The organism is Bradyrhizobium sp. BRP23, assembly GCF_020194135.1.
Classification (GTDB): domain Bacteria; phylum Pseudomonadota; class Alphaproteobacteria; order Rhizobiales; family Xanthobacteraceae; genus Bradyrhizobium; species Bradyrhizobium yuanmingense.
In genome coordinates this window covers 489,467-513,350 of record NZ_JADYVW010000002.1, presented here as the reverse complement: position 1 = coordinate 513,350, position 23,884 = coordinate 489,467, and the positions used below count along the sequence as shown (strand labels likewise).

General features: G+C 63.3%; 21 protein-coding genes and 1 tRNA gene. 8 read left to right on the top strand and 14 right to left on the bottom strand.

All coding sequences use genetic code 11. From position 1 onward, the window contains the following. The first annotated feature begins 569 nt into the window (after positions 1-569). A complete protein-coding gene (locus tag I6F24_RS06905; RefSeq protein ID WP_081493007.1) occupies positions 570-956 on the top strand; it encodes an H-NS histone family protein in 387 nt (128 codons plus the stop codon). A 146-nt stretch (positions 957-1,102) separates the two neighbouring features. On the opposite strand, the gene I6F24_RS06900 is transcribed toward I6F24_RS06905, so the two are convergent. The 3 genes from I6F24_RS06900 to I6F24_RS06890 all read right to left on the bottom strand — a co-directional run bounded on the left by I6F24_RS06900 (position 1,103) and on the right by I6F24_RS06890 (position 3,738). Continuing rightward, complete coding sequence (locus tag I6F24_RS06900; RefSeq protein WP_225151478.1) at positions 1,103-2,131, bottom strand: nucleotidyltransferase family protein; 1,029 nt, start codon at positions 2,129-2,131, stop codon at positions 1,103-1,105. A gap of 37 nt (positions 2,132-2,168) precedes the next feature. Beyond that, complete coding sequence (locus I6F24_RS06895) at positions 2,169-3,209, bottom strand: PqqD family peptide modification chaperone (RefSeq protein WP_225124994.1); 1,041 nt, start codon at positions 3,207-3,209, stop codon at positions 2,169-2,171. Positions 3,210-3,492: 283 nt separating this feature from the next. Continuing rightward, a complete protein-coding gene (locus I6F24_RS06890; RefSeq protein WP_036013565.1) occupies positions 3,493-3,738 on the bottom strand; it encodes a hypothetical protein in 246 nt (81 codons plus the stop codon). Between the two features lie 697 nt (positions 3,739-4,435). Between I6F24_RS06890 and I6F24_RS06885 the strand changes: the two genes are divergently transcribed. After that, the gene (locus tag I6F24_RS06885) at positions 4,436-4,651 is read left to right on the top strand and encodes a hypothetical protein (RefSeq protein ID WP_074448160.1); all 216 of its coding nucleotides are present in this window, start codon (positions 4,436-4,438) and stop codon (positions 4,649-4,651) included. 987 nt (positions 4,652-5,638) lie between these two features. Here the strand turns inward: I6F24_RS06885 and I6F24_RS06880 are convergent. Both I6F24_RS06880 and I6F24_RS06875 read right to left on the bottom strand, forming a co-directional pair. Further along, positions 5,639-5,723 (bottom strand) — tRNA-Leu (locus I6F24_RS06880). Positions 5,724-5,919: 196 nt separating this feature from the next. Next, positions 5,920-6,162: a FliM/FliN family flagellar motor switch protein gene (locus I6F24_RS06875; RefSeq protein WP_018647371.1), complete on the bottom strand. Its 243-nt coding sequence runs from the start codon at positions 6,160-6,162 to the stop codon at positions 5,920-5,922. A gap of 82 nt (positions 6,163-6,244) precedes the next feature. Here I6F24_RS06875 and lipB point away from each other — a divergent pair, with 82 nt between their 5' ends. Both lipB and I6F24_RS06865 read left to right on the top strand, forming a co-directional pair. Further along, on the top strand, positions 6,245-6,982 hold the full coding sequence (gene lipB / locus I6F24_RS06870; protein ID WP_036013562.1) for a lipoyl(octanoyl) transferase LipB: 738 nt from the start codon (positions 6,245-6,247) through the stop codon (positions 6,980-6,982). Between the two features lie 197 nt (positions 6,983-7,179). Further along, positions 7,180-7,893, top strand: a complete 714-nt coding sequence (locus I6F24_RS06865; protein WP_036029156.1) for a DNA helicase — start codon at positions 7,180-7,182, stop codon at positions 7,891-7,893. A gap of 45 nt (positions 7,894-7,938) precedes the next feature. Here I6F24_RS06865 and I6F24_RS06860 read toward each other — a convergent pair whose 3' ends face one another. After that, complete coding sequence (locus I6F24_RS06860) at positions 7,939-8,361, bottom strand: 4-oxalocrotonate tautomerase family protein (RefSeq protein WP_036029153.1); 423 nt, start codon at positions 8,359-8,361, stop codon at positions 7,939-7,941. A 112-nt stretch (positions 8,362-8,473) separates the two neighbouring features. On the opposite strand from I6F24_RS06860, the gene I6F24_RS06855 reads away from it, so the two are divergent. Beyond that, positions 8,474-9,328 (top strand): LysR substrate-binding domain-containing protein, encoded by an 855-nt coding sequence (locus I6F24_RS06855; protein WP_225151476.1) that lies wholly within the window; start codon positions 8,474-8,476, stop codon positions 9,326-9,328. Between the two features lie 4 nt (positions 9,329-9,332). On the opposite strand, the gene I6F24_RS06850 is transcribed toward I6F24_RS06855, so the two are convergent. From I6F24_RS06850 to I6F24_RS06840, 3 genes are read right to left on the bottom strand one after another with little or no spacing between them, the layout of a single operon-like run. After that, a complete protein-coding gene (locus tag I6F24_RS06850) occupies positions 9,333-10,769 on the bottom strand; it encodes a TIGR01777 family oxidoreductase (protein ID WP_225151473.1) in 1,437 nt (478 codons plus the stop codon). Further along, the gene (locus I6F24_RS06845; RefSeq protein ID WP_036013550.1) at positions 10,766-11,431 is read right to left on the bottom strand and encodes a DUF4166 domain-containing protein; all 666 of its coding nucleotides are present in this window, start codon (positions 11,429-11,431) and stop codon (positions 10,766-10,768) included. Before I6F24_RS06845 ends, I6F24_RS06850 begins: the two co-directional genes overlap by 4 nt. A 16-nt stretch (positions 11,432-11,447) precedes the next feature. Next, positions 11,448-12,005, bottom strand: coding sequence for a MarR family transcriptional regulator (locus I6F24_RS06840; protein WP_036029135.1), 558 nt, complete (start codon positions 12,003-12,005; stop codon positions 11,448-11,450). Between the two features lie 138 nt (positions 12,006-12,143). Between I6F24_RS06840 and I6F24_RS06835 the strand changes: the two genes are divergently transcribed. Continuing rightward, the gene (locus tag I6F24_RS06835; protein WP_225151471.1) at positions 12,144-13,661 is read left to right on the top strand and encodes a PAS domain-containing sensor histidine kinase; all 1,518 of its coding nucleotides are present in this window, start codon (positions 12,144-12,146) and stop codon (positions 13,659-13,661) included. A gap of 129 nt (positions 13,662-13,790) precedes the next feature. On the opposite strand, the gene I6F24_RS06830 is transcribed toward I6F24_RS06835, so the two are convergent. From I6F24_RS06830 to I6F24_RS06815, 4 genes are all read right to left on the bottom strand, one after another. Continuing rightward, the gene (locus I6F24_RS06830) at positions 13,791-14,090 is read right to left on the bottom strand and encodes an acylphosphatase (protein WP_157280453.1); all 300 of its coding nucleotides are present in this window, start codon (positions 14,088-14,090) and stop codon (positions 13,791-13,793) included. Further along, positions 14,087-14,953: an isocitrate lyase/PEP mutase family protein gene (locus I6F24_RS06825; protein ID WP_225151469.1), complete on the bottom strand. Its 867-nt coding sequence runs from the start codon at positions 14,951-14,953 to the stop codon at positions 14,087-14,089. The genes I6F24_RS06830 and I6F24_RS06825 overlap by 4 nt, the downstream gene beginning before the upstream one ends. A gap of 164 nt (positions 14,954-15,117) precedes the next feature. Continuing rightward, on the bottom strand, positions 15,118-17,133 hold the full coding sequence (locus I6F24_RS06820; RefSeq protein WP_225151467.1) for an acetyl/propionyl/methylcrotonyl-CoA carboxylase subunit alpha: 2,016 nt from the start codon (positions 17,131-17,133) through the stop codon (positions 15,118-15,120). Between the two features lie 178 nt (positions 17,134-17,311). Continuing rightward, a complete protein-coding gene (locus I6F24_RS06815; protein ID WP_036029125.1) occupies positions 17,312-18,382 on the bottom strand; it encodes a putative zinc-binding peptidase in 1,071 nt (356 codons plus the stop codon). A 217-nt stretch (positions 18,383-18,599) separates the two neighbouring features. On the opposite strand from I6F24_RS06815, the gene I6F24_RS06810 reads away from it, so the two are divergent. Both I6F24_RS06810 and I6F24_RS06805 read left to right on the top strand, forming a co-directional pair. Then, positions 18,600-21,077: a PAS domain S-box protein gene (locus I6F24_RS06810; protein ID WP_225151465.1), complete on the top strand. Its 2,478-nt coding sequence runs from the start codon at positions 18,600-18,602 to the stop codon at positions 21,075-21,077. Between the two features lie 125 nt (positions 21,078-21,202). Then, entirely contained in the window at positions 21,203-22,453 is a 1,251-nt protein-coding gene (locus I6F24_RS06805; protein WP_225151463.1) for an arsenic transporter, read from the top strand. A 9-nt stretch (positions 22,454-22,462) separates the two neighbouring features. Here the strand turns inward: I6F24_RS06805 and I6F24_RS06800 are convergent, their stop codons facing one another. Beyond that, positions 22,463-23,827: an MFS transporter gene (locus I6F24_RS06800; RefSeq protein ID WP_057029694.1), complete on the bottom strand. Its 1,365-nt coding sequence runs from the start codon at positions 23,825-23,827 to the stop codon at positions 22,463-22,465. Between the last annotated feature and the right edge of the window lie 57 nt (positions 23,828-23,884).

The window sequence follows — 23,884 nt, the reverse complement described above, 5'->3', positions numbered from 1 at the left end:
GGAAAATGAGCGATCCGCACAATTTAACCGCGTACAGGAGATGCGCACATCTATTTGCTTAATCACCGCGCGGGAACTGCTCAAGCCCCATCAGAGATGGCATATGAGCCGATCCCGTCAGGGACCTGCCACGCCGCAGCATTAGATACTGACGCGCCGGACTGCTTTTGTTAAGCCTCGGTTGGCCTACCGCCTTGCGGCCTCCCCAGAGACGCAAACGGCAGCTAATAATCCCAATATCCTTCAGCGCGCGCCGTCTGAGCTCGATTTGGAAGCTCAGGGCCCGGATATCGGACAACACGGTCGACGGAGCCGCAAACCGGCCGACTGAATCCTGAAGACGTTCAAGAGGATACTCGATCAAACCATGCCTCCTCTACGCATCTTCGCAAGATTCTTTGCCACCAAGATCAATTAATAAAATAATCGTCGCATTAATTATTAAATAATATATAATAGATTTATTGCATGGTCAATTTGAGCACTGATTTGGTCAAACATTCATTTGTCACTCGGACGAAGAATGGCTGGATGACGACGGGTCAGTCGAACGGTGTCGAGAAATGCTAATGCGAAGGCAAGATCTCGAAGCCATGGATTTTGAGGAACTTTGGCTCCTTCACGAGGAGCTGACAAAGATTCTCGCCGAAAAGATCACCGCCGAAAAGCGAGAGCTAGAAAAGCGTCTAGCGCAGCTCAACCAGCCGGATCAACTCGGCGGAGCTGAAAGCGGGGCGACTGAGGCGGGAACAGGCCAGCCGCCTCGTCGCAAATACCCGAAGGTCGTGCCGAAATACTTCAATCCGCTTCAGCCAACAGAGACTTGGTCCGGACGTGGTAAGCAGCCCCGCTGGCTCGTTGCCGCCCTGCAATCGGGCCACACGCTCGAGGAGTTCAAGATCCCCGAGAACGGTGAATCGTCCGAACGGAATGCTGGTGGTCGAGAGCATTCCTAGATGCGCGAAAGTCGGACACACCGCATTGAGCTGGGAATTTCCACCGTGCGTCCCGAGCGGCGAATTCCACCTCGAACAGGCGGCGGATCGAAAACCCGCTTGGCCAACCGACGCCTCAATCGCGAAAGCGATGACGTTCGCTGGCCTTAGACCTTGCCCGCACGAGCTGCGGTCGTCGCGTTCAAAAGAAGTCGTAAGGTGCTAGCTCTTGGCACAGTCCACAATCCCCGTCGGTTCGCCCCTATTTTTGTCGAGACGATAGTTGCCTCTCTGCGGTAGTTTCTGAAGTCCAGAAGGCTCATCGCCAGGAGAGGCACGCGCGTAGCCGGAAAGCGTGCTTGCATCAACTGACGCATGAACTGCAGGCGAGGAATCAGTCGGGAGCGCAACGCGTGTGGAATATCGACGCCAAGCAGCTCGGCAACGGCGATCAGCTGGGTTTCAACCGCGTTCTTCATCAAGTCGCCCGAGACACGAGAGGTAAGCTTCTCCCAATCGACAGGCTCGGCTGAATGGCTTAGGTCGCGCAATTCAACAAGGTGCCGCAGGTCGAGGTCGCCGAGCCAATAACCATAGTCTTGAAACTGATCATGGATGATCAACATCAGCGCTTGGAAGGTTGGCGTGGGGATATATACGCGCGCCCGTCCGAGCGGCGCAGGAATACAATGGTTCAGCGCATGCCCGAAGTTCTGGTAGAGGTACGCAGGACCTGGAGCTGCCTGCTGCAGGTCGATCGACCCGACATCCTGGGGGCGATTCAGATCGGCATACCATCTATGGCTTTCGGGAGGGGTCTGGTTATGGATATCGTAACCAATTCCAGATAGCGCGGCCACTGCCGTTCTGGCCTCGTCCGGCATGACCATGATATCCAGATCGGACATTATCCGAACACCTCTTCGCGCCTCGGGCGCGGTCGCCAGTGTCGAAGCCCCCTTGAGTAGGACCGGCGTAATGCCATGACCGTTCAGCGCAACGACGGCCTCTTCGAGTTGAGCGACGAGGCGGTTATTGCGCAGCCCGTTTCGGCGGTGGATATGGCGAATATAGGCGCAGACGTCCTCCGGCAGCACCGACGCGAATTTGTCGACAAAGTCGATGAGCGCCGGCGTCGTCAGGGTCTGATTTGCGAGCCCGATGACTGAGGTCCACTCCATGTCGACAGGCGGCATGCCTCGCAAGCAATTGCAGAGGCTCCTGACCGCGCTGCTATGCCTTGCCATTGCACAGATCCACAAGCAGGCGCCGAGCCTCTCCGGCCTCGCAGTAGGTGAGTTGAAGCGATTGCGCACCCGCGACAATGCGCCTTAAAGCAAGAAAGCCAGTCTGCGACAGTCTACCATCGCTGGCGAATGCGTGCTCGATGAGCCGCTTCATCGAAGCCAGACGATCTATTTCGGTTAGTTCGGTCGGACCGCTCGCGACCCGGTTCAAGAAGATGATCCAGCCTGCGGAGAAGCTTTCGTTCTGCGCATCAGGAATGGGTACGTACCGCACCCGAACGCCGTCGGAGCGGCAATGCGTCGCATCGTAGCGGTCGCCATGTAGTCGCGAGAGCAAGTCCCACGATCCTTCCTTGAGGGTGAGCGCAAACGGTACTCCGCAGATCGTTCCGTCACCGCCAACCAGCGCGACGTCATCGCCAGCGTACCGAAATCCGGCGTCCACCAGCTGCAATGTGAGGGTAGACTTTCCTGCTCCCGGATGGCCGCATAACAACAGGCCCATGCCGTCGTTCACGAGAGAAGCGGCATGAAGGGAGAACACCCAGCGAATGTTTCGAATAAGCCGCTCGGTGACGTGAGCTTTGATCGTAGGGGCTAGTGCATCGACTTCGCATCTGGAAATGCTGGAATCTTCTGCGCGCAAGAACACTTGTTCATCCAGCATCATTGCCTCGATCGCGATGTCGCCGTCGCCGCCGGCACTCTGGTCCGACACACTGAATGGCGACAGCAGCCGCCTCAAGAGGTCCGGATTTGCAGCCCGGATGTCTATTCTGTGGCGACCCAGATGAGCTGAGAAGGCGCAATCGGTCGGCATTCGCCAATCGACTTCGAGCAACGCTCGATCGACCCAGACATCTACGACCTGTCGCGTGAACTGGCGTGCCGTGTGCTCGTCAATGCCTTGCGCCGCAAGCCCCCGATAAATGTCTCCAAGCGAGGAGCCTTCCCCTAACTTGCACCAGATGAATGCCCCTACTCGGTCGAGTTCAAAAATCTTCTGCCCCGCTTCGCTGAAGATCATTGGTCGACCATCCAACAGCGCGAATACTGCATCCGGAGCCGGTCTCAATACTATCTCTGCCGACGATCTTTCCAGCACGGCTTCCACCAATGTGAACCATTCTGCCTCGCCTGTACCGGCGAGGCGGCGACAGCCGCCGGGATGCGATGTTGTCGCGGCACCGGACAAGCGGACCCGCCGCCACCTGCGAGACTCAATCTAGCCCGGTCTGCGGCGCCTGCGATTTCGTTCACCCGAACACACGCCACCGGTCCGGCTCGTTTGGACATGTCAATCCGGCTGGTCATGCCGCGAGCTGACCGTCCTTGCCCCCGTCTTGAGGAGAGATGTTCAACCCCTGCTCTCCCATGAGGCTCGGCCTGGCGATCGACCGATGAGCATCCAATAGGTACCGATAAGCTTCGCGATCGGCACTCCGTTCTCTTAGAATGCGTTCCTTCTCGCCAATGCTGACCAATTCTGCGCGCATCTGAGCCAGCTGCAGCGTCTCCGAGGTGAGGTTGTACTCGTTAAGAATTAATTCCCACATTGTCTCCTCCAGCCGAAGAAACCTGGACGAGTGTACCTTACGTGATCGGCAGCAATTAACCAACGAGATTTGCAGATTTTGCTTATAATCAAAATTTGTTTCATATTTGAACCTCGGGCGAGCATTCAATACCGTGACAAAGCGCAACCACGTGCCGAACCGACTTGAGAATGGTGGCCTGCAGAAGCCTACGAGAAAAGCGACTGACGTTTTTCGGTAATGCATCGCGCCGCGCAAAAAAATAAATCAGCCGAGAGTCGTAAATCAGACCGACAAGGCGAGTTTTAATTTGCACAAATAATAAAAAAGAGAATAGTTAATGGACTGCACCGAGGGGAGTGACACCAGTGATGCGGTTGGCTGATCTGTCCGTCGAGAGGAAATTGATGGTTTTGTCGCAGGGGGAACGTTCGACACGAAGTCGCGGGTATTTCGACATGACGGTTATTAGGCGCCTCCCAGAAGCGTTCGGTTGAGGTCGGACATTATTCAGAGTTGCGGCGAAAGCCCGCAGCTATCCCAAGAATTCGCCAAGCAGGAATCCGGTCGGTTGGAGAAGCGTCGTCACGAGCAAGCTGCCCTTTTGCTCGAACAACGACCCCAGGTGCGATGCCCCCCAAGTCACCCGCACCGACGAGAGCGCACTCCAGCCGGCCGGCCCTTTTTCTCGACAAATACGTGTTTCAGGGAGGCTCGTATGGGCATGATCATGGTCAAGTGTCCGCAATCCGGCCGCGCGATTCCGACCGGCATCAAATCCGATCGTGAGACTTTCCTGCGAAGCATCGTGTTTTTCGGCAATACTCTTTGTCCGGACTGTCGGGCCAATCACAACTGGTTTGCCCGCGAGGCCTGGGTCGAGGAGCCGATCGTCAGAACAGTAGAGGTAGCTCGTACAGCGCCAACGTGCTGATGCAAATGACGCGCGCGCTTCGGAGAGTGTGTTGATATTCCCCTTCCGATAGCGCGTTGCTGTTGCAATGCATTGCAACCATTTAGAATATTTTCGCGCATTGTCGTAAAACGAACCGACGCCCCCGGTGGCCATCGCTTACACGTTGTTGGCACGTCGCCACAAATCCGAGCTTCCGTCACGAATTCGGCAAAGGCCTGTTTGGGGGTGTTGTAGTGAGTAGTGGGATTTCCAGCCTGGCTGTTCTGCGTGACACAAGAATCGAGCTCGTCAGCCTGCTGGCCCAATTGAGGCGGCTCCGCGAGAGAGTAAGAAGGGCGGAAGCACGGCGCTCGGGACAAAGACGACGATCATCGTCGGCATCGCGCGCCCGAGGCCGCCGAGCATGAGACATCGCACGCAAGGCATCCGCAGTTCAGGGGCAATTGTGACGACTATGCTCCCTGGAGTTGAAGGCCAGCATGGAATTGCAAGCGCTCTTCTGGATCCCCGTTAGTGTAGGACCGCTTCATCGATGCCCAACGGGCGAGGAGAACGATAACGAGCGACCGTATCGCCTCTTTCGTTCCCATTATGTTCTAGCTGGGTATGTCTGACCGACCCGCGAGCTGGCGCATGCCAAACCCGCAACTGACAACCGTCCTCGCCAGGCACCTCCCGAGACCTGAACGTGTGCAACCTCTACTCGATGACGAAGAACGTGGACGCGATCCGCCGCTTTGTTTGGCGAGCTCAACAGCAGCGTCGGCAACTGAGCATGCCAGGCATTTTCCCGGATTACCCCGCCCCCAATCGTCCGCAACGTGCCCGACAGGCGTGGGATCATTGCGGCCGGCTCTCCGCTGAAACTCATCATTACTTAGGATGGGGGGTGAAATCTTGAGGGCAACGAGCAAGCCACACAGTGAGCTTGCGTTCACTTTCGACGGCTCTTGCACACTCGTATTCACCGCCACGGTGGGCAACCCGCCAGCGATTTGCAAATTGTGGTGCGCTCGGAGGGACTCGAACCCCCACGGTGTTACCCACTGCCACCTCAAGGCAGCGCGTCTACCAGTTCCGCCACGAGCGCTAGGAGATGCCGGCCTGAGGTCGTTCGGGCGGCCGGATCAGCGGCGCCGATCTAACAAATCCATCAGGGGGATACAAGCCTGCAAAAGCCCTGAATTCCACAAGCTTGGCAGGAAAAACGCCGCCCTTCCCCAGGAGATCGGCCTTATAGGATACCCAGGCCGCTACCGCTTGCCCGGTCCCGTGTGACCGGGGGCCTACCGCGTCCCCGGCGAGCGCGGCAGCATCTGCTTGACCTCGACCGCGATTCTGTTGCGGTCGACCAGCACAACGCCGGAGGCGACCGGCAGATTATTGGCGAGCACCTTGACTTCGTCGGCCTCAGTTGCGTCCAGCTCGATGATGGCGCCGCGGGAAAGACGTAATACTTGATGGATCGGCATCGTGGTCGTCCCGAGGACGACCATGAGATCCACGGTGACTTTGTCGAGAGTGGGCACTGTCAGGACCGCCGCAACTTGAGACTTGGGACTTGGGACTCTTCATTTGCTCCAGAGATGATCACCACGTTATGGTTAGCCAATGGTTAATTCCCCTGAAAGCCACCGCCAAGACCTCGATTTGACGTCGTTTTCCGCCGCAGGCGGCGAAGTCGTCGAATGGCGGATTTCGGATGCCCCGGTGCCCTATCCGGAGGCCGTGGCCGCCATGGAGGCGCGTGTCGCGGCGATCGCCGCGGGCGAGGCCCCTGAACTGGTCTGGCTGCTGGAACATCCCCCGCTCTACACCTCCGGCACCTCGGGCAAGGAAAGCGACCTGCTCGATTCCCGATTCCCGACCTTCGCGACAGGGCGCGGCGGGCAGCTCACCTATCACGGACCCGGCCAGCGCGTGGCCTACGTCATGCTCGACCTCAAGCGCCGCCGGCCGGACGTGCGGGCCTATGTCGCGAGCCTGGAAGAGCTGATCCTGAAGACGCTCGCCGCCTTCAACGTCCGCGGCGAGCGGCGCGAGGACCGGGTCGGCGTCTGGGTCAGGCGGCCCGACAAGGGACCTGGACACGAAGACAAGATCGCGGCGATCGGCGTCCGCCTGAAGCGCTGGGTCTCGTTTCACGGCATCGCCATTAATGTCGAGCCGGAGCTGTCGCATTTCGCCGGCATCGTGCCCTGCGGCGTCGTCGACCCCCGTTACGGCGTCACCTCGCTGGTCGATCTCGGCCAGCTCGTGACCATGGCCGACGTCGACATCGCGCTCAGGCAGGCGTTCGAAGAGCTGTTCGGACCGACCCGCGCGCTGCTGCCGGAAGCGGCAGTCTAATACTTTTTTTGTTGAGCCGACCGCGCCGCTCTCCGCCCGTCGCGGAATCAGCTACGCTTCATTTCGGTGCCGCCCACGCCTCCTCCCTCCGCCGGGAAAGCAGACCTCATGCCGGGCGAATTGATCATCGGCCGACTGTTCGAGCGCTAGGCATAAGGAGGGGTTGCGATCCATGCTCGCAATGGGAGGTTTTGACGATGAAACTGTCTGCGCCCATCTACCATCTGAAGCGCAAGGCCAGGCGCCTGTCCCGCGAGGCCGGCATTCCGCTCCACGACGCGCTTGACCGCATCGCTGCGACGGAGGGCTTTTCCGCCTGGAGCATGCTCGCGGCGAAAGCAGCCGCACTGACGCCGGCGAGCAAACTGTTCGCGCAGTTCCGGCCGGGCGATTTGGTGCTGGTCGGGGCCCGTCCGGGCCAGGGCAAGACGTTGATGAGCCTCGAACTTGCCGTCGAAGCCATGAAGTCCGGCCATCGCGCCGCATTCTTCTCACTGGAGTACACCGAGCGAGATGTGTTGGACCGCCTCCGTGCGATCGGCGTGGAGCCCACACAGTTCGACAAGCTGTTCGAGGTGGATTGCTCGGACGCAATCAGCGCCGATTACATCGTCAAGCAGATGGAAGCGGCGCCGCGCGGCACCTTCGTCGTGATCGACTATCTGCAACTGCTCGATCAGAGGCGGGAAAACCCCGACCTGACGGTGCAGGTGCGGGCGCTGAGGTCGTTCGCGCGCGACACGGGGCTGATCGTCGTCTTCATCTCGCAGATCGATCGATCCTATGATCCCGCAGCGAAGCCCTGCCCCGATCTCAGCGATGTCCGCCTGCCCAACCCGCTGGACCTGACGCTGTTCGACAAAACATGCTTCATCAACAAAGCCGAAGTGCAATTCCGCGCGGCGAGCTGATGGCTGCAGGCCGCGGGTGAGACGGCTCACCCGCGGCCTCTCGCATCACGCCGCCTGCAGCGAAACCTCGAGCTTGCCTGCGATGTAGCGTCGCTCCTGGGTCAGGCCGCCGAAGCCGTAGGCGTCGCCCTTGACCTCGTCGACATGCAGGTAGGTCTCGGGATGCAGCGGGCCCAGGATCTCGGCCATGCGCTTGAACATGGCGGCGAGATAGGTTGCCTTCTCGTCCTTGGTGTTGGTGCCCTCGGTGACGTGGATGTCGATCCAGTAGCTCGCGAGCTTCTGCTCGGCGAGCGACTTGCCGCCAGCGAACCAGTCGCCTGCCTCGACCGACTTCACGATGATCGCGGTCACCTTGGGATCCTTGTGCAGGATACTTGCTGTGAGCTCGGATACCGCGCTCGCGATATCGGCCTTCAGCGAGGGGGACTGGCGGGACGTGGTGTAAGATACGGTGATCAGGGGCATTGTCGTTCTCCTCGATAAGCTGCGCAAGTTGCGCGGCGTTGGAGGAGAAACTAGACCTGTCGCTGTCATTTTGGTATCTTATCTATCCTGATATCAGTGATAATGATTTATAATGAACCCCACACTCGACATCGCCACCGTCCAGGCCTTCCTTCTGGTCGCCGACCTTCAGAGCTTCACCCGCGCCGCCGAAGCGCTCGGCACGACGCAGGCCGCCGTCAGTCTCAAGCTGCAGCGGCTGGAGACATTGCTGGACAAGCGCCTCGTCGAGCGCTCGCCGCGCGCAGTCCGCCTTACCGCCGATGGCGCCGCGTTCCTCGATCGCGCCCGCGCGTTGATGACGGCACACGATCTCGCGCTGTCGGGCGACGCGCCGGCCGCGCAGTCGCTCTCGCTCGGCATCTCCGATCACGCCGCTGGCCCCGAATTGGTGCCGCTACTTGAGCGCCTGCACGCCATGTCGTCCAACCTCACCCTCGCCGTCACCATCGGCTTCTCGCGCGAGATGCAGGATGCCTACGATGCGGGCGAGCTCGATGCGGTGATCGTGCGCCAGGAAGGCAGCCGCCGCGGCGGCGAAAAATTGGCCGAGGACGAGTTCGGCTGGTTCGCCGCACGCCGCTTCACCCTGCCGAAAGGGGAGCCGTTGCCGCTCGCAGCGCTCGCCCAGCCCTGTGGCGTCCGCGCCGTCGCCGTGCGCGCGCTCGACAAGGCCGGCATCTCCTGGCGCGAGCGCTTCGTCGGCGGCGGCGTCACCGCGGTGGTCGCGGCCGCGCTAGCGGGGCTTGCGATCGCGCCGCTGGCGCGGCGTATCGCGCCGCCCGGGCTGATGGACATCGGTCCTGCGCACAAGCTGCCGAAGCTCGGCAGCTCGAAGGTGATGCTGCATTCGAAGGTCAGCGATCCTGCGAAACTCGCGGCGCTGCGTGCGGTGGCGGCGACATTTCGGAGTGTGGCGCCGACCTGAACGCTCACAAGATCGCCTCGAACGCACTGCGCAACGTCTCGTGGCGGAACACGAAGCCGCGGCTCAGCGCCTTGTTCGGCAGCACGCGCTGGCCGCCGAGCAGAAGCTCGTCGGCAAAGCCGCCGCCGATCCGGCGCAGCAGGCCGCCGGGAATGCGGAACACGACGGGCCGGTGCAGGCGGCGGCCGAGCTCTTCGGTGAATTTCGCGTTGGTGACGGGGATCGGCGCCGTGGCGTTGACGGGACCCGACAGATCCGGCGTCGCGATCAGATAGGCGATCAGCCGGATCAGATCGTCGCGCTCGATCCAGGACATCCACTGCCGCCCGGTGCCGAGCGGGCCGCCGAGGCCGAACTCGAATGGCGTCAACATGCGCGTGACGAAGCCGCCTTCCGTGCCGAGCACGAGGCCGATGCGCAAATACACCACGCGCACGCCGAGCTCCTCCGCCGGCCGCGCCGTTGTCTCCCAGGCCGCGCACAGCTCGTGGCTGAAGCAGGCATGCGACTTTGCCGATTCCGTCAGCACCTGGTCGGCCCAAAGGCCGTACCAGCCGATCGCCGAGCCGCTGATCAGCACCTCGGGCTTGCGCGCGAGCCGCGCGATCAGCTTGACGATCTCGCCGGTCGTGTCGATGCGCGAGCCGATGATCTTCGCACGCTTCGCGTCGGTCCACAGGCCGTTGCCGATCGGCTCACCCGCGAGATTGACGACGGCGTCGATTGGCGTGTCCGCGGCGAGCTGGTCGAGGCTGGTGATCAGCGTCACGGGAGGCGGCAGCATCTGGGCTTTCGCGGGATTGCGGATCAGCGCAATGACGTGATGTCCTGCCCCGCTGAGGCTTGCCGCAAGCCGGCTGCCGATAAAGCCGGTGGCACCTGTGATCAGCACGGTCTTGCGGCCGGGTAGCTGTTCGACAAGTCCGGCCCCCGGCACGCTTCGCATGCGGGCGAGCCGCCGCACCGCCGCGAAATCCCTGAGGCCGCACAGTGCCGCGCCAAATGCGCAGGCGGTCGCGGCGATGCTGAGCAGGCCCTGATAGACGACGATCACGCTGACGGGCTGCATCGCCCAGGCGATTAGCACGGGTATCAACAGCACCAGAATGGCGCCGTAATTGATCGCAAGCAGCGTGTGATTGATGCGCTCGCTCGGCGGCAGCTTGCGGCTGAGGTCCTCCTCGATGAAATCCATCAAGGTGATGACGATCTCGGCAACCAGCACCACGACGATCAACAGCGCCAGCACGCCGTGAACCTCGAGCCAGCCGAGCACCAGGAACAGCAGCGCATAGAGCATGTTGCGGATGCCGTGCAGCTTCAGCTCGAAGCGCTGCGACGGCCGCCAGGCCAGGCGCTCGGTGAATTCGTGGTGATATAAGGTGTCGAACACGCCCATCACGATCTGGATGGCGATGAGCGTCCACAACAGCGGCGTCATGATACGGCCTCCCTGAACAGGACGGATTGATGGATCAGCGCGCCGCGACGCGGGTGAGTGACATCGAGGGTGAAGCGGAAAGCGCCCTCGCCGAGATCTCGGTGCGTCACGGTGAGCTCGCCCGGCGTCAGCCAGCCCGGCAGCGGAAGCCACAGCCGTCCAAGCTGGAGGCCGTAGCCGGCGCTGCGAAAGGTCAGCACCTGATCCTCGACCGCGATGCGCAGCGCCATCGACACGCCGAAGCCGACATATTCCTCGAGCCCGGTCGGACCGGCAAAACGCTTGGCGGAATGGATCACCTGCGGAAAACCGCGCTTGCGCGCGCAGATGCGCGTCCAGGTCTGGCCGCCGGTCGCGCCGTCCTCGGTGACCGTGACGATCATGGGCACGCCGATGTCGCGGCCGGTCGGCAATGGTCCGCCGATCAGGCGTGCGGCCTGCGCAAACCACCAGCCGAAATCGCTGAAGGCGATCTCGTCGACCACGCCGACATAGACGATACTGTCGCCGTCGGCGACGCGTTTCGAGAAGCGCCGCCATGTCGCGAGCGGCAGGCGGCCCCAATCCTCGTCCGACAGCAGCGCGCGGAAACGCCGGTCGTCGAGCAGTCTTACGTGAGCGGAGGTCGATGCGTTGGAGCCCGATAGTCTTGCCGACGTCATCGCAACCTCCTCGATGCTATTTGACCTTGCCGATCGGCAGCAGGTTGGCGATCTTCTCGCCAAGCCGCATCAAGGCGACCAGACGCGGCCGCGGCACTTTCAGCATCTGCATGAACCAGTGGTCGGCGAGCTCGGTGAACGCCAGCATCTCCTTCAGGCGCTTGGCTGCGACGGGACTGATGCCGGGATCGTCCGTGGCATCGGACACGCAGGCGCGAAGGGCCGCGATCGCCGGGTCGATCTCCCGCTCCTTGCGCCGCGCCGCGATCCTCGCGGCGATCTCCCAGATGTCGGTCTCGGCCTCGTAATGGTCGCGGCGATCGCCCAGGATCGGGACCCGCCGGATCAGGTTCCAGGCGAGCAGCTCCTTCAGCGAGTTGGAGACGTTGGACCGTGCCATGCCGAGCGTGTCGGCGATGTCCTCGGCCGTCATCGGCGCCTCGGCGAGATAAAGCAGCCCATGAATTTGGCTAACCGAGCGGTTCACTCCCCACTCGTCGCCCATGTCGCCCCAGTGCAGGATGAAGCGCTCGACGGCAGCGGGAAGTTTCTTTTTTCCGGTTATTTCTGTCATAACAGAACTGTCTGACGAACTCGCTTTCTTGTCAAGACGCCTTGCATGCGGCCCGTCAGTCCTGCCTAAAAATGTCCCACAGCGCGGGGAACCATCCCGCAATTGCTGCGTTTGTTCCCGTCGAGGCGGGGTCCGGGAATGGTCGAAAAGTTCAGTCAGCAGAGAGACCTGTTCGAGAGCGAGCGCAGTTTCCGGCTGTTAGTTGAGGGGGTTGCCGACTACGCCTTGTACATGCTCGACCCTAACGGGATCATCACGAGCTGGAACATCGGCGGCGAACGCATCAAGGGTTATTCCCCCGAGGAGATCCTCGGCCAGCATTTTTCCCGTTTCTACACCGAAACCGACCGCGCCAACGGCAAGCCGGCGCGGGCGCTCGGAATCGCGCGGGAAAAGGGCCGATACGAGGAGGAAGGCTGGCGCGTCCGCAAGGACGGCACGTTCTTCTGGGCGAGCGTCGTGATCGACCCGATCTACGAGGACGGCAGGCTGATCGGCTTCGCCAAGATCACACGCGACATCACAGAGCGCCGCAATGCCCAGCTCAAGCTCGAGGCGATGCAGAAGCAGTTGGCCGAGTCGCAGAAATTCGATGCGCTCGGGCAGCTCACCGGCGGGGTCGCCCACGACTTCAACAATCTTCTGATGATCATCAGCGGCAGCCTTCACATCCTGAAGAAGGGCGCTGCCGACGATCCCAAGCTCGAGCGAGCCATCTCGGCGATCGACACCGCGACCAAGCGCGGCGCAGCGCTGACCAACCAGCTCCTCACCTTCGCGAGGCGGCAAAGCGTCAACCCGCAGGCGATTGATTTTAGCGAACGCATCGCAGCCATTCGCGAGGTGCTCGACGCGGGCGTCGGCAGCTCCGTGCGTCTCGCTTTCGAGATCGACTCCGGCACCTGGCCGATCAAGGCCGACGTCTCCGAGCTCGAGACCGCGCTGCTCAACCTCGTCATCAATGCGCGCGACGCGATGCCGGACGGCGGCACGGTGACGATAGGTGCGCGCAACGTCATGCTGAACGAGGCCCCCCTCATCGGCGATTTCGTCGCAATCGACGTCCGCGATAGCGGGCTCGGAATTCCTTCCGACGTTCTCGACAAGATCTTCGAGCCGTTCTTCACGACCAAGCCGATCGGAAAGGGCACCGGCCTCGGCCTTTCGCAGGTCCACGGCTTCGCCCACCAGGCCGGCGGCACGGTGAAGGTCGCGAGCGAGCTCGGCAAGGGCACGACATTCACCATCGTCCTGCCGCGTGGCACAGATGTGCCGTCGCGGGAGGTACCGGAAGCGGCGTTCCGCGGCAGCGGCACGGTGCTGCTGGTCGAGGACAATCCCGACGTCGCGCTGGTCAGCATCGGTCTTCTGGAGCAGCTCGGCTACCGGGTGCGCCGTGTCGCCGATGCCGAAGCGGCATTGCGCGAGCTCGAGAGCGATGGCGTCGACTTCGTGTTCTCGGACATTGTCATGCCCGGCAAGATGGACGGCCTCAGCCTCGCCCATCACCTCCGTCAGATCCGTCCCAGCCTGCCGATCCTGCTCGCCACCGGCTACAGCGAGGTCGCCGCCGGCGTGCGCGGCGATTTCCCGATCCTGCGCAAGCCCTATGAGATCCACGAGCTGAGCGAGGCGATCGCGAAATTGCCGAGGTGAATGTTCACCGCTTACCAAGGCCAACTCGCCGTCATGGCCGGGCTTGTCCCGGCCATCCACGCCTGGACAGGGGCACCAAGAACGTGGATGCCCGGGACAAGCCCGGGCATGACGATCTCTTGTGAACTATCACACCGTCGGCAGCACCGAAAATGCTTCCCCTGCCCTGCGCAAATTCAGCTCATCCACGCTTGCCGTCTCGCTGGTGACACTGTCGACGCGCGAGGATGGCGGCCCGTGGCGGCACAGCGCGACCATGTCGGCAACGTGCGTCGGCGCGCCGGCGAACAGCGCTTCCACGCTGCCGTCACGGCGGTTGCGGACCCAGCCTTCGAGGCCATACGCGGTGGCCTGAGACTCCACCCAGGCTCGATAACCGACGCCCTGCACGCGGCCGCGGACCATGACCTGGAGAATCGCCCGGCTCATGTCTTCGATCCGAGGAAATCAGCGCTGCGCGCCTTGACCGCGGCCTCGCGCGTAATGCGGGCCATCAGCTCCGACGATGCCAGGCCCTTGAGGCTTTTTGGCGCCATACCCTCGCGCAACGCCTTCTGCGTCTCGTAGACGGCTTGCGTCGCGGCGGCGATCGGTGCATGGCCCTGCAGCGCGATGCGCACGCGTTGACTCGCAAGATAATCGAGCCCGCCCAATTCCTCAGACGCGCCGCCGAGCACGATCGGCAGCCGCGTGGCGGAGACGATGGCCTCGAGCTCGGCGCGCGACTTGATGCCGGTGAAAAACAGCGCATCGACGCCGGCGGCCTCATAAGCCTGGGCGCGGCGCACCGCATCCTCGATCGAGGTGATCGCGGCTGCGCCTGTGCGGCCCATGATGACCAGCGAGGGATCGCTGCGGCCGCCAAGCGCCGCCTCCATCTTGCCGACGCCCTCCTCCAGCGAGATCAGCTGCGCCTTCGTCGCACCGAATGCGGCCGGCAACAGCGTGTCCTCGATGGTGAGGCCGGCCGCGCCCGACGTCTCCAGCTCCTGCACCGTGCGGCGCACGTTCAGCGCATTGCCATAGCCGTGATCGGCGTCGACGAGCACAGGCAGCGCCGAGGCCCGCGACATCCGCCGCATCTGCTCGGCAAGCTCGGTGAGCGTGATCAGCGTGACATCGGGATCGCCGAGCACGGCGAGCGAAGCCACCGATCCGCCGAACATGCCAAGCGGAAAGCCGAGATCCTCGGCAATGCGGATCGAGATCGCGTCATAGACCGAGCCGGGATGGACGCACGTCCCGCCCGACAGGATCGATCGCAGTTTCTCGCGGCGGGAACGAAAGGCCATGGTTGCCCTCCCAATATTGCGACGCAGCCGCAACGTACTCCGTCATTGCGAGCGCAGCGAAGCAATCCAGTGTCTTTCCGCAGAGGCAGTCTGGATTGCTTCGCTGCGCTCGCAATGACGGTGAGCTTGGGGCCCGGCAAGACCCCCCACTCACATCTTTTATCTTACGCAAACTCCAGGATCAGCGCGTCCACCGCGAGTGTCGCGCCGGCGCTGGCGTGGATCTTCTTCACGGTTCCGTCCTGTTCGGCGCGCAGCACGTTCTGCATCTTCATGGCTTCGACCACCGCCAGGGTCTCGCCGGCCTTGACCTCCTGCCCCTCGCTAACCGCGATCGAGACGACGAGGCCCGGCATCGGGCAGAGCAGCTTCTTGCCGCTGTCGGAGGCCGTGGTCACCGGCATCAGCCGCGCGGAGGCCGCCTCGGCCTCGGTCCAGACATAGACCGGCACCTCGACGCCCTGATGCGCGAGGCGGATGCCGTTGGCGATCGGGCGGGTCTGCACGGCGACGAACTGACCGTCGATGGTGCCCTGCCAGACCGGATCGCCCGGCTTCCACGGCGACTGCAACAGATGCGTGTTGCCGGCCTTGCCGTCGGCGTCGATGAAGCGAATCGCGATCGCCTCGCCTTCGCGCGTGACCTCGAGCAGGATCTCCTGGCGGTCGAGCCAGACCGCGCGGCGCCGCTCGCGCTGCACGACGCGGCCGCCCATCTGGCCGGAGATCTGCCGTTTGCGCGCTCCGAGCACGTGATCGATCGCGGCGCCGACCGCGGCGATGCGACGCGCGACCTCACCCTCGGGCACACGCACCGCAAAACCCTTGGGGAATTCCTCGGCGATGAAGCCGGTCGAGAGCCGTCCCTCGCGCCAACGCGGATGATGCATCAAGGCCGACAGGAACGGGATGTTGTGGCGGATGCCATCGACATAGAACGAGTCCAGTGCAGTCGCCTGCGCCTCGATCGCCGCCGCGCGCGAGGGCGCATGGGTGACGAGCTTGGCGATCATCGGATCGTAATGGATCGAGATCTCGCCGCCCTCCTGCACGCCGGTATCGTTGCGGATGGTGATGCCGTCGTGGCTCGCTTCCGCCGGCGGACGATATTTCACCAGGCGCCCGATCGAGGGCAGGAAGTTGCGGAACGGATCTTCGGCGTAGAGGCGCGATTCCACCGCCCAGCCGGTCAGCGTGACGTCCTTCTGCGCGATGGCGAGCTTCTCGCCGCTCGCGACGCGGATCATCTGCTCGACGAGATCGATGCCGGTGACGAGCTCGGTGACGGGATGCTCGACCTGGAGGCGCGTATTCATCTCCAGGAAGTAGAAGCTCTTGTCCTGGCCTGCGACGAACTCGACCGTGCCGGCGGAATCGTAGTTCACGGCCTTGGCCAGCGCGACCGCCTGCTCGCCCATCTTGCGGCGGGTCGCCTCGTCCAGCAGCGGCGACGGCGCTTCCTCGATGACCTTCTGGTTGCGGCGCTGGATCGAGCATTCGCGCTCGCCGAGATAGATCACGTTGCCGTGCTTGTCGCCCAGCACCTGGATCTCGATGTGGCGGGGATCGACGATGAACTTTTCGACGAAGACGCGGTCGTCACCGAACGAGGCCTTTGCCTCCGCCTTGGCGAGGTTGAAGCCCTCGGCAACCTCGGCTTTGGAATGGGCGATGCGCATGCCCTTGCCGCCGCCGCCGGCGGAGGCCTTGATCATGACGGGGTAGCCGATCTCGTCGGCGATCCGCACCGCGTGCTTGTCGTCCTCGATGACGCCGAGATAGCCCGGCACGGTCGAGACTTTTGCTTTTGCGGCGGCCTTCTTGGACTCGATCTTGTCGCCCATTGCGGCGATCGCGCCGGGATTCGGGCCGATGAAAACGATTCCTGCGGCTTCCAGCGCGCGCGGAAACGCCTCGCGCTCGGACAGGAAGCCGTAGCCGGGATGCACAGCCTCGGCACCCGTCTTCCGGCAGGCCTCCACGATCTTCTCGATCACCAGGTAGCTCTCGGCCGTGGCCGGCGGGCCGATCAGCACCGCCTCATCGGCCATCTCGACGTGGAGCGCATCGCGGTCGGCCTCGGAATAGACCGCGACCGTCTGAATTCCCATCTTGCGGGCAGTCTTGATGACCCGGCAGGCGATTTCGCCGCGATTGGCGATCAGAATGCGTTTGAACATGCTTTTCTTGAGTCTCGACCTTGGGCGGGACCCTTCCCTGGCCGTTGGGACCTTTGGGAGGGGCCGTGTGGCTCCCGTGGTACATCAAAATGGGCCGGAGGCAACGGTCTAAATCGGGCCGCCTTTGGCGTACCAGCGCAAGACCGAAAGGGCCCGGCGCGCCTGCCGTGCGGCATCCCTAGGACTTTCCGGCCTTGGCCGCGTCCCGGACCAGGTCATGAATGAAGCCCAGCTTGCCGACCACCGCGGGCGACAGGATGAAGGGATAGAGGTCGCGCAGGCCCATGGCGCGGTTGACGCTGTTCATGGCGAAGGTGAAGGGCAGCCATGCGTTGACCAGCACCTCGACATCCCTGGCCTCGTACGGGTTGAAGCGGATGCGCGCCGTCAGCTCCCCGTCGCGGTCGACCTTGGGACGCACCTCCATGCCGAACTCGGCGGCCATTTCCAGGGCATCGACGATGTGGAGGTAATGCGCCCATGTCTCGGCAAAATCCTCCCACGGATGCGTCGTGGCATAGGCCGAGACGTAGTTCTGCTGCCAGTCCGGCGGCGCGCCCTCGGCATAATGGCGCTGCAGGGCCTGGCCGTAATCGGCGCTATCGTCGCCGAAGACGGCGCGGCACTGGTCGAGCTTGCCGCCATCGCGCACCAGCACATCCCAGAAGTAATGTCCGACCTCGTGGCGAAAGTGCCCAAGCAGCGTCCGGTACGGCTCGCCCATCTCGAGCCGGCGCCGCTCGCGCTCGATGTCGTCGGCCTCGGTCAGCGCGATCGTGATCAGGCCGTTGTCATGGCCGGTCATGACCTTCTCGCCGCTGTGCGGATCGTCGGCGAGGAAGTTGAAGATCAGGCCATGCTCGGGATTGTCCTGGCGGGTCTGGAGCGGCAGCTTCCAGCGGATCAGGGAATAGAACAGCCGGTGCTTGGCCACCTCCAGCTCGCGCCAGCCGGCGAGCTGCGCCGGATCCGAAAGGTTCGGCACGGTCCCGTTGTGGCGGCAGGCGCGGCAATAGCCGGTGCTATCGCCTGCGTCGGTCAGCCAGTTGCAGGCGTCGTACTCGGCATTCCGGCACAGCATCCGGCTCTCACTCTTGTCGGCGAGGATGGTCCAGGCGTCTCCGTCGGCCTCGATCGCCGACATCGTCTCCTTCTCTGGCAGGAAGGCGATCCGATGGCCGCAGCGTTCGCAGGCGCGGTTCTCGAAATAGAGGACGTTGCCGCAGGCCTGGCAGATAAAGAGCTTCAAGATTTAGCCTCGTGGGAAAGGAAAGCCTATGAGCGCGCTGGCACCTCGCGACGACGCCTCAATCCGCCGATCGTTCCAGTATTCGGAACAAATTGCCAGACCGGACGTTACCACCGCGTACTTCTCTGCGTTCAGGCGCGCGCCCCCATTTCCCGGCACCACCTGCCCTCTAAACAATGGCCATCACGCTCCGTCTGTGTGAATATCGGTCCGGCACGTGCGCACCTGCATGACAACGGCCGATGCCTTGAACGAACCCTTGCCCGAGACCATCGCCGCCGAAAGGCTGCGCCAGCACCTCGAAGACGTCGCGCGCGAGCGCGACAATGCCTATCGCGCGCTGCAGGAGCGCGAGGCCGAGCTGGCGCGCATCCAGCGCATCGGCAAGGTCGGCGGCGTCGAGGTCGATTTCCGCGAAGGCTTCAAGAACCGGCGTTCGCCCGAATATCTGATGATCCACGGCCTTCCGCCGGAAGCCGCCGAGGAGTCGCACGAGGATTGGGTCAACCGTATCCATCCCGACGACCGCGACGCCACTGTCAAGCATTTCTTCGAAGCGCTCGCCGGAGCGAGCGAGGACTATAGCGCCGAATACCGCATCATCCGCCCCAGCGACAGCGAGACCCGCTGGATCCGTGTCGTCGCAAAGATCGAGCGCGACAAGGACGGCCGCGCCATCCGGCTCGTCGGCGCTCATATCGACATGACCGATCAGGCGCTGGCGCGCGAGACGCTGCGCGAAAGCGAGGAGCGCTTCCGGCTGATCGCCGACAGCGCGCCGGTGCCGATCTGGGTCACCAAGCTCGACCGCAAGCGGTCCTTCGCCAACCAGGCCTATGTCGATTTCGTCGGCCTGCCCTACGACCAGGCCATCGACTTCGACTGGCGCAAGGTGCTGCATCCCGACGACCTGCCGCACGTGCTGCAGCAATCCGTCCAGGGTGAAGCGTCCCTCAAACCCTTCGTGCTGGAAGCGCGCTACAAGAACGCCAGCGGCGAATGGCGCTGGCTCCGCTCGGAATCGCAGCCGCGCTGGGATGCGACCGGCAAGCATATCGGCTTCATCGGCGTCGCCCACGACGTCACCGTCGCCAAGCAGGCCGAGATCGAGCTCCGGCGGCTGAACGAGACGCTGGAAGAGCGCATCGCCGAGCGCACCGCCGAGCTCGAAGCCAACGAGGCGCGGCTGCGCGCGATCCTGGAGACGAGCAATCAGTATCAGGGCCTGGTCAATCTCGAGGGCCAGCTGGTCTACGCCAACAAGACCGCGCTCGCCGGCATCAAGGCGAATTCCGCGGACGTGGTCGGAAAGCCGTTCTGGGACACACCCTGGTTCACCGGCACGGAGGGCATGAGTGCCGCCGTGCGCGAGGCCTTCGACACCGTGCTCAAGGGCGAACCCGTGCGGCTGGAGATGCGCCTGCGCCTTCCGATCGGCGAGCGCGATTTCGACTTCGGCATGCGTCCCGTGCTCGACCGCCAGGGCAACATCACCGGCGCCGTGCCCGAGGCGGTGGACATCACCGAGCGGCGCCGCGGCGAGGAAGCGCTGCGGCAGTCGCAGAAGATGGAGGCGATCGGCCAGCTCACCGGTGGCGTCGCTCACGACTTCAACAATCTTCTCACCATCATCCGCTCTGCGACCGATTTCCTGCGCCGCCGCGAGCTGCCGGAGGAGCGCCGCCGACGCTACGTCGATGCCATCTCAGACACGGTCGAGCGCGCCTCCAAGCTGACCGCGCAGCTTCTGGCCTTCGCGCGCCGGCAACCGCTGAAGCCGCAGATCTTCAACGTCGGCAGCCAGGTCGAGGGCGTGGCGCAGCTGGTGCGGCCGCTGGTCGGCGCCCGCATCGAGATCGCCGTGGAGGTTCGGGACACCGGTTGCTTTACGGTGGCCGACATCGCCCAGTTCGAGACCGCGCTGATCAATCTCGCCATCAACGCCCGCGATGCCATGGACGGCGAAGGCCGCCTCACCATCGCCGTGCGCAAGGTCTCGGGAATACCGAGCCTGCGCGCACAATCGGCGCGCCGCGGCGACTATGTCGCGATCTCCGTTACCGACTCCGGCAGCGGCATCGCGCCGGAACATCTCGAACAGATCTTCGAGCCGTTCTTCACCACCAAGGAGGTCGGCAAGGGCACCGGCCTCGGGCTCAGCCAGGCCTTCGGCTTCGCCAAGCAGTCCGAGGGCGACATTGCGGTGACCAGCGTGCAAGGTGAAGGCGCCACCTTCACCATCTACCTGCCGCAGGCGCAAAGCCCCACCACGGAGAAGGAAGCCGCGGCGCTGAGCCACGAGGCGGCCACGACCGGGCGTGGCTATCGCGTGCTCGTGGTCGAGGACGACGACGAGGTCGGCCGCTTCTCCACCGAGCTCCTGGAGGATCTCGGCTATGTCGTCCGCCGCGTCGCCAATGCCAACGCGGCGCTGGCGATCCTGGGCGAGAATGAATTTGCCGTCGACCTCGTATTCTCCGACGTCATCATGCCCGGCATGAACGGGGTCGAGCTCGCCGGCATCGTCCGCGAGCGCTATCCGGGCCTGCCCGTGGTGCTCACGTCCGGCTACAGCAACGTGCTCGCCGAAAACGCCCATCGCGGCTTCGAGCTGATCCAGAAGCCCTATTCGGTGGAATCGCTCTCGCGCATCCTGCGCAAGGCGATCATGGAGAAGCTGTCGGTGGCAAGGTGAGTGTCACATTCGCGAGAAGCAGCCACGAATTCCAGTCCGTTGCCGCGGCAAGACTCTAGGGGAAGACAGCCGTTCCCGCATCGGTTATCGATGCCGAATGACTGACCGAACCTCAAGGACTGAACGTGCCGTCTGACGCCATCTGGGCCTGGAGCATCATCTTCGTCGCGACCGCCTGCGTCATCATCCGGCCGTTTCGCCTGCCCGAGGCGATCTGGGCCGCGATCGGCGCGAGCGCCCTGGTGCTATCAGGCTTGCTGCCTTGGCAGGACGCGCTTGTCGGCATCGAGAAAGGCCTCGACGTCTATCTCTTCCTGATCGGAATGATGCTGATCGCCGAGCTGGCGCGGCTCGAAGGCCTGTTCGATTATCTCGCCGCGCTCGCGGTGGAATACGCACGCGGCTCGCCGCAGCGGCTGTTTCTTCTTATCTATCTCGTCGGCACGCTCGTGACCGTGCTGCTTTCCAACGATGCCACCGCGATCGTGCTGACGCCGGCCGTCTATGCCGCGACGCGCGCGGCCGGTGCCAAGCCGCTGCCTTATCTGTTCGTCTGCGCCTTCATCGCCAATGCCGCGAGTTTCGTCCTGCCGATCTCCAACCCCGCCAACCTCGTCGTGTTCGGCGCGCGCATGCCGCACCTGACGGAATGGCTACGCCTGTTCGCCTTGCCCGCGGCGGCGTCGATCCTGCTGACCTACATCGTGCTGCGCCTGACCCAGCACCGCGCGCTGAAGGAAGAGACGATCGCGCGCAGCGTGCCGCATCCCAAGCTCGGCCGCGGCGGCAAGCTCACCGCAATAGGCATCGTCGCGATCGGCATCGTGCTGGTCACGGCGTCAGCGCTCGACAAGCAGCTCGGCCTGCCGACCTTTATCTGCGGCGGCGTGACGGCCGCGATCGTGCTGCTGCTCAGCCGGCAATCACCCTTGCCCGTGCTGCGCGGGGTGTCCTGGAGCGTGTTGCCGCTCGTCGGCGGGCTCTTCGTCATGGTGGAGGCGTTGATCAAGACCGGCGTGATCGCGCAGCTCAACGCGTTGCTGCACCAGGCGGTAGCTCAATCAGTCCCGCAGGCGGCCTGGAGCGTGGGCATTGCCACCGCGCTCGCCGACAACATCGCCAACAATCTCCCGGTCGGCCTCGTCGCCGGCTCGGTTGCCGCCGGCGATCATCTGCCGGTGCCCGTCGTCAGCGCGATCCTGATCGGCGTCGATCTCGGCCCAAATCTGTCGGTCACCGGCTCGCTCGCCACCATCCTCTGGCTGGTCGCGCTCCGCCGCGAGAAAATCGAGGTCGGCGCCTGGCCGTTCCTCAAGCTCGGCCTGCTGGTGACGCCGCCGGCCCTGATCGCGGCGTTAGCCGCCGCGATCAGATAGCGCTCATCGTCAGTCGTTCTCGTAGCCGTAGACTTCCGGCAGGATGAAGATCGCGGCAAGCAGGCCTACCAGCGGGAAGATCGCGACCATCAGCGTGGCGTTCGCCTGCCCGATCGCGGCAAACACCGTTGGGAACAGGAAGATCGCCAGGAACGACGGCAGCTTCACGAACATGTAGGCGAAGCCGCTTGCGGTGCCCCGATATCGCGGACGGGCGACCATGGTCGGGATCGTCATGCAGTTCGACGCATCCCAATAATGGCCCCAGAGCATGCCGGCGGCGGCGAACGGCAGCAGGATCTTGTTGTCGGTGTAGAGCGCGAAGGCCGCGACCAGCAGCGAAACCAGCACGATGCCGAAGCCGGCGATGGCGATGCCACGATGGCCGATCTTCGGCGTCAGCAAGGGTCCGACCCAGCCCGACAGGGCGGCGAAAGAGAACAGCGCCATCGTCACCACATTGATGCCAAGCACGCTCGATACGCCGACCATCACAAACAGCACCGGCAGATAGAATGCGAAGGTCGAGAACTCGCTCGCCTGGGCGAAACAGGCGATCCAGCCATAAAGGGTGGCACGCCAGCGAATCGGATCCTTCCTGAGGTCAGCGAGGAATGCGCGCGTGCTGGTCTTGGGAACCTCGACGTCCCGATCCGGCAGCATATCGAGATTGTCGTTGAACATCTCGCGCGCGACCTGCTTGGCCTCGCGGTAGCGCCCCTTTTGCACCAGCCACACCGCCGTCTCCGGCACGTCGTGGCGCATGATCAGGATGATCAGTGCCGGCACGGCACCGAGACCGAGCGTCACGCGCCACAGCATCTCGTGGTTCATGTCGACCAGAAGGAAGATCACGATCACGCCGATGGTGAGAACTTCACCGACGGCGAACATGAACTGCCAGCGGTTGCCCATGACCTCGCGCTCGCCCTTGGCCATGGATTCCATGATGTAGGTGTAGCCGGTCGAGATGTCGGAGCCGAGCGGAATGCCGAGCAGGAAGCGGATCACGACGAGCCAGCCGACGCTGGGTACGAAGGCCTGCGCCAGCGCCAGTACGATGAACAGCACCATCGTCACCAGGAACATCACGCGGCGGCCGATCTTGTCGGACAGCCAGCCGCCGAGCAGCGCGCCGATCAAGGCACCGCCCTGCGTGCCCGCGGCGGCGAGGCCGAGCATCAGCGGATCGGGATTGTACTGCTCCTTGATGAAGATCAGCACGAAGGCGATCGAATAGAGGTCCCAGGCCTCGACCAGGATCGAGGCCATCATCAGCCAACCGACCTTGTTGCCTTTGGGACTGTAGTTCGTGATGAGGTAGCGGACCGCGGCTTCGCTCGCGGTCGCCTGTGGCATCGCCATCGTTGACATTCTTCTTCCTTTCGTCACAACTCTCTGAAGCGCGATGAGATCAGGATCTCCTCGCGC